Source organism: Thermus antranikianii DSM 12462 (genome assembly GCF_000423905.1).
Lineage (GTDB): Bacteria > Deinococcota > Deinococci > Deinococcales > Thermaceae > Thermus > Thermus antranikianii.
Genome location: NZ_AUIW01000027.1, coordinates 1 through 7,616, shown reverse-complemented (window position 1 = coordinate 7,616; position 7,616 = coordinate 1). Strand labels below are relative to the sequence as shown.

The 7,616-nt window shown below is 62.8% G+C and carries 4 protein-coding genes and 2 pseudogenes; 2 read left to right on the top strand and 4 right to left on the bottom strand.

Annotated elements, in window-relative coordinates; genetic code table 11:
• The 4 genes and pseudogenes from G584_RS0111010 to G584_RS13225 form a co-directional block, all read right to left on the bottom strand.
• Positions 1 to 305: helix-turn-helix domain-containing protein (locus tag G584_RS0111010; RefSeq protein WP_028494649.1), on the bottom strand; the 305-nt coding region annotated here is incomplete at its 3' end.
• Between the two features lie 171 nt (positions 306 to 476).
• Positions 477 to 3,866, bottom strand: coding sequence for a helicase-related protein (locus G584_RS13110; protein ID WP_018110568.1), 3,390 nt, complete (start codon positions 3,864 to 3,866; stop codon positions 477 to 479).
• A 383-nt stretch (positions 3,867 to 4,249) separates the two neighbouring features.
• On the bottom strand, positions 4,250 to 4,456 hold the full coding sequence (locus G584_RS13160) for a tyrosine-type recombinase/integrase (protein WP_336298645.1): 207 nt from the start codon (positions 4,454 to 4,456) through the stop codon (positions 4,250 to 4,252).
• Between the two features lie 82 nt (positions 4,457 to 4,538).
• Positions 4,539 to 5,429, bottom strand: a pseudogene (locus G584_RS13225) (tyrosine-type recombinase/integrase); the annotation flags it as partial.
• Between the two features lie 885 nt (positions 5,430 to 6,314).
• On the opposite strand from G584_RS13225, the gene G584_RS12730 reads away from it, so the two are divergent.
• Positions 6,315 to 7,130, top strand: coding sequence for a hypothetical protein (locus G584_RS12730; protein WP_157626425.1), 816 nt, complete (start codon positions 6,315 to 6,317; stop codon positions 7,128 to 7,130).
• Between the two features lie 168 nt (positions 7,131 to 7,298).
• Positions 7,299 to 7,616, top strand: a pseudogene (locus G584_RS0110995) (transposase); the annotation flags it as partial.

The following is a 7,616-nucleotide window of genomic DNA, read 5'->3' as shown; positions in this document are numbered from 1 at the left end:
TGGCGGAAGGCCTCCTGGAGTTCTGGGGGGAGCAAGGGGGGCTGGCCTGGGTTTTGGTGGCGGAGGTCGGCCATGGGCTTGCCTTGGTTGTAGCGGTGGAGGGTGTCCCGGACCCAGCGGGTGGAGTAGCCCAGGGTTTGGGCGACTTTTGGGATGGGGTGGCCGGTGGCGAGGAGCCAGAGGGCGTGCCAGCGGGAGCGTTCTATGGGGTCTTGGCTTTCCCGGTACAGGGCGTGAAGGTTATCCGGGTGATGCTGCAGCTTGAGTTGCAGCCGGGGGCGGCGTTGGTGTTTGGCGAGGTCCATGGCCCCATTCTACGGGAGAGGACTAGGGGGATTTCTTATTACACATAACTCTTGACACGACCTGGGCTAGGCCTCCAGGATTTCCAGCGAATAGCTCCTCGGGGTGCACGGGGTATATGATACAAACCCCTCATTTTTGTATCCCAAGCTCCGCTTTGGGATATGGGCATATCACAGGACCACCACCTGCTTCGCCTTGGCCAGAAGCTCCTTCAAATCGTAATTCACGCTGGTGGCCCCGAAGTCGGGCTCCCGCACGAAGGGGGTGGGAATGTAGTGCACTCGCAAGGCTTTCTCCCCGTCCGTCTCCACCACCGCCAGGAACCAGGAGGTGGGCTTGTTGAGGGCGGTGAGGATCTGGGTGCGGGAAAGGGTCACCACCTCCGAGCCCGGCCCCTTGCCCTTGACCTCGATGAAGCGGAGGGTGCCCTGGAGGGTACGGGACTCCACGTCGTAGCCAGGCCATCCGGGGGGCATCTCCTTGGGCTCGTGGCCCAGCCGCCGCTCCGCCAGAAGGACCGCCTCCACCGCCAGCCGCTCCAGGCGCCTTTGCGCTTCCAACTCGGGGGCTTCCACCTTGGGCGTCAGCGGGGGCACCACCAGGATGGCCTGGGAGAGGCGGGGCGGGAGGGACTGAAGGTGCCTGGCCGCCTCCAGCTCCCGCTCCCGCCGCTTTAGACGCTCCCTTAGTTCGTCCGCCCTCCGGCGGGCCGCCTCCGCCCGGCCCGAGGCCCCCGTCTTCCCCGCCTTGGCCCGTTCTTCCTCCCTGGCGGCCAGGCTGTCCCAATGGTAGATCTCCGAAAGGAGCCTCTCCCGCACCGCCCGGAGGGTGCGGTCCACCTCCGCCTGGCGGAAGCGGCGCACCTCCTCGAGGTGTTCCTTGGCCAGCCTAGCGGTGGCGTAGGCCTCCGCCTGGGCCAGAAGCCCAGCCGTGTCCCAGCCTTCCCAAAGCCCGAAAGCCTCGGCTCGCTCCTCCTCCGTGGCCGGGCGTAGGTCTAGGTAGGGGGCGGGCCCCTCCTCCCGCACCTCTCCCTTAGGGCTGAGGCTCAGGTAGAGGAAGCGGCGGGAAACAGGGCCGTGGGCGTCCCGCACCTCGTGCTCCAGGGCCAGGAGGAGGCGGGGGGTTGTGGCGTTCTCGTCCACCAGGACCGTCCCTCGCTCCAGGTTATGGCCCCATTCCCGGAGGACTGCATCCAAAACGCCCTCCAGCAAGGGGTGCCCCGGCACCAGGAAGTCCGCCACCGGCTTCCCAGGAAGGCTCACCTTGCCCTTATGGAAGGTGACCCGGGTGTAGCTCCGCAGGACCCCCGGCCTGGCCTCCCGTACTTTGGCGGGCACGAAGCTCACCTCCATCCGCCCTTCCTCCCGGAGGTAGGCGGTGCCCCCCAGGGCCTCCAGGGCCTCGCGGAAGAAGCTTCCCAGGTAGTGGGGCTGGAGCCTGCGGGCCTCGGCCCGCTCCATGTCCAGGCGCAGGGCCTCCAGGCGCTTGGGGTCCAGGACCTCAGCGGCTAAGGCGTTTTGCAGGAGCTTCTCCAGCCGTTCCCGGTCCACCGCCCCCTCCACCTGGCGGAAGAGCCGGGCCCGCACCTGGGGGTCCTCCCCGTAGCGGATGGCCTCGAGGAGAAGCTCCTTGAGGGGCCTTTCCTGAAAGAGCCTGCCCAGCACGTCAAACACCCGCCCCCCCAGGGCCTGGCTGGCCTCCTCCAGCTTCCTGAGGAGGCGCAGGTAGACCTCCCCCTCCCGGGTGTTCTCCGCCACCAGGTTCCACATGTGGCAGACCTCGGTCTGGCCGATGCGGTGGATGCGGCCGAAACGCTGCTCCAGCCTGGCGGGGTTCCAGGGGAGGTCGTAGTTGATGAGGAGGTGGGCCTGCTGCAGGTTCACCCCTTCCCCAGCGGCGTCCGTGGCCACCAGGATGAGGACCTCCCGGTCCTGGGTGAAGCGGGCCTGGCGCAGGCGGCGCTCCTCCCGGGAGAGGCCGCCGTGGATGGCCACCACCTGTTCGGGCCGCCCCAGGTAGGCCTGGAGGCGGCTTTCCAGGTAGTCCAGGGTGTCCTTGTGCTCGGTGAAGACGATGAGCTTGCGCCCGCGGATGCGCTTGTCCTCCAGGAGGGTCTGCAGCTCCTGCCACTTCCGGTCCTGCTGCCCCCGGAGGAGGGCCTTGGCCTGGGCCTCGAGGCGCCTTAGGGTGGCGATTTCCGCCTCCAGCTCGCTCAGGGTGCGGGCGGCGGTGGCCTGGTCCAGCACCTCGGGGGCGGCTTCCAGTTCCTCGTCGGGAAACTCCTCCTTCTCCTCGATGTCCTCCTCCTCCAGGGTGGGGAAGGCGAGGAGGCCCCGGCGCACCTCCTCCCGGCGGGCCTCGAGGCGCTTCCGGCGCCTCTCCAGGGAGCGGTAGATGGCCAGGGGACTGCTGGCGAGCCGCCTTTGCAACAGGGTGAGGGCGAAGCCCACGGTGCGCCTTTGGCCTTCCTCGAGGGCCTCGGCCCGGTTCATCTCCTCCCGCACGTAGTCCGTTACCGCCTCATAGAGGCCCATCTCCTCGGGGGAGAGGCTGTAGGCCACCGTGTAGGCCCGGCGCTCAGGGAAGAGGGGGGTGCCATCGAAGCGCACCAGGTCCTCCTTCTGCCGCCTGAGCCATAGCCCCTGGGCGTCGGGCGGGGGGCTATTGGGCCGGGGCTTGCCCAGGAAGCGGTCGGGGTCCAGGAGGGCGAGGAAAAGGCGGAAGTCCTCCTCCTTGCCCCGGTGGGGGGTGGCGGTGAGGAGGAGGAAGTGCTTGGCGCGCTGGGAAAGCTCCTGCCCCAGGCGGTAGCGGCGGGTGGCTTTCACCTCCTGGCCGTAGTAGGAGGCGGCCATCTTGTGGGCCTCGTCCACCACCACCAGGTCCCAGTCCACCTCGAGAGCTTTCGCCGCCACCTCGGGAAAGCGGGCTAAGCCGTCCATGCGGGCGATCCAGAGGGGGTGTTCGCGGAAGGGGTTGCCCTGGGAGGTCTCGAGGGTGAAGCGGGAGAAGACCCGGAAGTCGAGGCGGAACTTCTCCCATAGCTCTTCCTGCCACTGGAGGACCAGGGCGCCGGGGGCCACCACCAGGCACCGCTCCAGGGCCCCCCGGAGGGCCATCTCCCGGATGTAGAGCCCAGCCATGATGGTCTTGCCTGCCCCGGGGTCATCGGCCAGGAGGAAGCGAAGGGGGGTTTTGGGGAGGAGGTGGCCGTAAACGGCCTCGATCTGGTGGGGGAGAGGCTCCACCAAGGAAGCGTGTACCGCCATCATGGGATCAAAGAGGTAAGCCAAGCGGATGCGCTTGGCCTCGGCGGCTAGGCGGAAGAGATCCCCCGGGGCATCCAAGGGAAAGCGAGGCGCTTCCTCCACCTGGAGCAGGGCCAGGTCCTCGGGATAGAGGAGGGCTTCCCCCAGCTGGCCGTCTGGGTCGCGGTAGGTCACCTGGAGGGTTTCCCCCAAGAAGCGCACGTGCTCCACCATCACGCCCTTCCCAGGCAAAAGGCCCAGGAGGCGTACCCCTGGGCGCACCCGCTCGGGGGTTAGGGAAGGTTCGAGGGCCATGAGAACAGCTTAGGGCAAGGGGGGTGTACCTGTCGGGTCAATCCGAACATGGGCCATTTTGTGGAAAAGGACCAGAAACGGGGGGCTATTTGGGGGGCTGTTGGAGCCGGAAGTAGGGGGATACTCCCGTACTATACCGGAATACAGTAATCATAAGGACGGGATATCCCGTAGCTATCCGTACGGGTACGTATGTACCTTTTGGGCCTGATAAGCGTGAGGTCGGTGGTTCAAGTCCACCATCGCCCACCAAGTCTAGGACACAAAGCTTTACCCCCCGGTAGCATGGCCGGGGGGTCCTTCATACGGTTTATCTACGGTTTATGGAGAGAGGAAAGGGCAACCGGTACCCCAAAAGGCGGTACCGGTTTAGGACCCTGCACTTAGGCCTGGGCCCTGGGAGTGGTCAGGTCCTCGGGGTCCAGGATCCAGCCCTTGCGCTCCCGTTCCAGCAGGTGGCGGTAGATGCCCAGGGTTATGTTGGGGTTAGCGTGGCCCATCCTCTCGGCCACCAGTTCCACGGGGGCCCCGCGGGCCAGGTGGAGGCTTCCGTAGGTGTGCCTGAGATCGTGGACCCGTACCTTGCCCAGGCCAAGGCGTTCCGCGATCCGCCCTAAGGGTGTGGTTCAGGGCGTTTAAGTCCAGGGGGCGGTCCCCGGTGTTGCCGGGGAAGACCCACCAATCCGGGGGAGGGTACTGGCCAAGCTTTTCCCTCCACCAGTCCCGGTAGGCCAAAAGCCTCTGGAAGGTAGCCTGGGGTATAGGCACGGTGCGGTTGGAGGTTTGGGTCTTGGGGAGGGATAGCGTGGCCTTTTCCCCATCGTGGGTCCACACCCGGCGCACATGGAGGACCCTTTCCTTGAGGTCTAGATCCCTCCATTGCAGGCCCAGGGCTTCCCCCCTTCGGAGCCCGCACGCCAGGCAAAGCCTCAGAGCCAGGGCGGTGCGGGGATCGGGATGGGTGTCCAGGGCCTCCAAGAGGGCCTGCACTTCCCATTCCTCCAAGGTCCTGCCCACCTTCTCCATGCGGGAAGGGGCCTTTACCTTCACTGGGGCCACGGGGTTGCGGTGCACCACCTCCAGGTTCAGGGCTTCCTCAAAGATCTGGAAGAGCCTCTGCCGCACCTTGCGCAAGGTGCGGATGGATAGCCTGCCGGCCAGGGCATCCAGGATCCCGCGGATATGGGCGGGCTGAACGGCCTGAAGGCGCATGGTCCCCAAGGGATCGGGCCTCGAGGGGTCCTTGAGGGAGGGGAGGGCATAGGCCAGCTCCTGGCGGTAGAGGTTGAGGCTCCTGGGGCTAACTTCCTGGGCCTTGCGCTCAAGCCAGGAGAGGGCCCATTGCCTGACGGTGATCTCCTTGGGATCGGTCAGGAGGCCCTTGTGGTACCTGGCCACCTGATCGGCAAGCCAGGCCTCGGCCTCCTTGCGGGTGGGAAAGTAGGCGGTAATGCGCTTGGGCTTCCCCGTATCTGGGTCAAACCCCACATGGAGCTCCGCACACCACCGGCCTGAGGCCTTGTGTCGGTATACGGTTCCTGCACCCTTGCCCCTACGTCCCATCTTCTCCCCCCTTCCAGAGCCCCAAAACCTTAAGACCGGCCTCGACTACTCGGCCGCGCTCTTTGGTTGGCAGAGCTGCGAAGGTTTCCCAAACTTCCTTTCGAGCACGGAGACGGACGTGCCTGGATACCTCCCCAGGCTCTAGGGCCTCCACACCCAAAACTCGTAGCCGTAATTCCTTAGGTGGTGGTCTTCTTGGCATGGAGGTATTATATCACGAGGAACGCGTAGTTAGATTTGGTGGACGAGTTTTCTGGGGAACCTGCTTTCACAAAAGCCGCCGTTCCCACGTGGGGATTAGGTTCTCGCCAGGTGCCAGTATGGTTTGGGTTTACAATGAATCGGGGATAGCCTATGAACAAAGCTGGGTGGGGAAAAGATTTTTCGTGGTTATTCTTTGCGGGAGCGTTGGGTATACTCCTAGGGGCCTGCAGCATGCAAGGGAGTGATCAAGCAAACCAACCCCCAACTTCTGTAACGCTTTCCGTGGAGGACCCTCAGGGCGCAGGCTACGCTGTAGCCTATCAGGTGGGGGCTGGTAGCTGGAACGTAATTAGCCCTTCGCCTAGCAATACCTTCGCCTTTTCTCTCGGGAGGGAGAGCAGATACGGCGTTGCTGTCTTATGTCATTCGGAGGGACTGCTGCAAAGAGGGCTATTGTATGTTATCCACGCTACCAATACAGAATTGGCAAACCCCAAAGTGGCCTGTAGCTTTGTTTCAAGTTCAAACCAAGGCGAAGTACCTTACACACTAAGCCTGGACCTGAGTCAAACTGGAGCGCAAGCCGGAGATCTTGTACTTGTCCAGAACAGATATGCGGCAACCATTACGTCCCCCAACAATCAGCAGGTGTTTATTTCTGCCCCAGAGGGAACCCAAGATATGTTGGTCGTTGTGGCAAGAGGGAGCATTCCTAACATAGAAATCCTCTCTGCAGAAGTCTTAAGAAACGTGTACGTCACATCAGGTGGATCGCGTAGCTATACTTTGGAACCCCCTTTGGGGACCAGCAACGTTGCGATAACTGGCGTTCCAGAGGGTTTTTCCGCAGAGTTTATTAGTCCCGCCGACGGCCCTAGCGTTTTCTACGTTGGTAAGAACATAGGGAACGGGGCTTTTGGGATTGTGGGTTCGGGAAGGGGAAGCGGTAACTTTGTCTACCGACAGGTCCGGGGCTTTACTCAGGGAGACCAGTACCTTCTTTTTTCCGTTTATAAAAACACCTCAGGCAACTCGCGGATTTTCTACTTTAAGGGCTTCATAGGGGGTAACATCAGCGTCACTCTCCCTAGCCCTTGGGGTTCGGGAGCTCTTTCTTTGGATGGGTTGGCCCATCCACAGGTGTCTGGACTTAACCAAGTAGGATCTGCGCTTAGAGGATTTGCTCTCGATCTGATGGGCCAGGCCTTTTGGATTAGGGCTTTTGTGACCAAAGGTTGGCTGGGGGGTGCCACTACCTACAAGGTACCCAACCTTGCTTCCACGCTGACTTATACTCCTTTTGCTATGGGGGAAGACGTGGAGGCTTATGCATGGGCCTTTTTTGCTCCCAACACACTCGATTTCAACGCGGTACTCACGGGTCTTTTCCCCCGTTTCTATAAGCTTTCAGGCCTTCTGAGCCCTACTCTTGACGTTGCCTTTGTGGTAGCTGAAGGTCGTTACACAGTTGGAGGAGGAACCATTCAGTTTCCGTAAGATAGCCTTGCTTTGCCCCTAGGCTGACCCTGGGCCGCGAAAGGCAACTTTGGCGAAATAACGTTTGGGGCAAGGGGTTGGCCCAAAATACCCTCTTTGGCCCCAAATCCCCCTGAACCGGCCCTGTTCGCGAAGAGTGGTCGTGTAAGGATTTATGTGTAAGGGTCCGTGTTTAATAGGGGGGCACACCTTAGCACGAGGAGGTGCCCCGTGGACCAGGATACCTTGCGAATCTTGCTGAGGGAAGCGGTGCGGGAGAGGTGGCCGAGGTTTTGCAGACGGTTCTGGAGTTGGACCGGACGGCCTTCTTGCAGGTGCACGGAGGCCGCAGGAACGGCTACTACCCCCGCAAGCTGGAGACCGCCTTTGGCCAGGTGGACCTGAAGGTCCCTAGGGATCGGGAATCTCGGTATTACCCGGCTTTCCTTAAGCCCTACGTCCGCCGCCTGGTGGACGTGGGGGAAGTGGCGGTAGCCCTTTACGCCG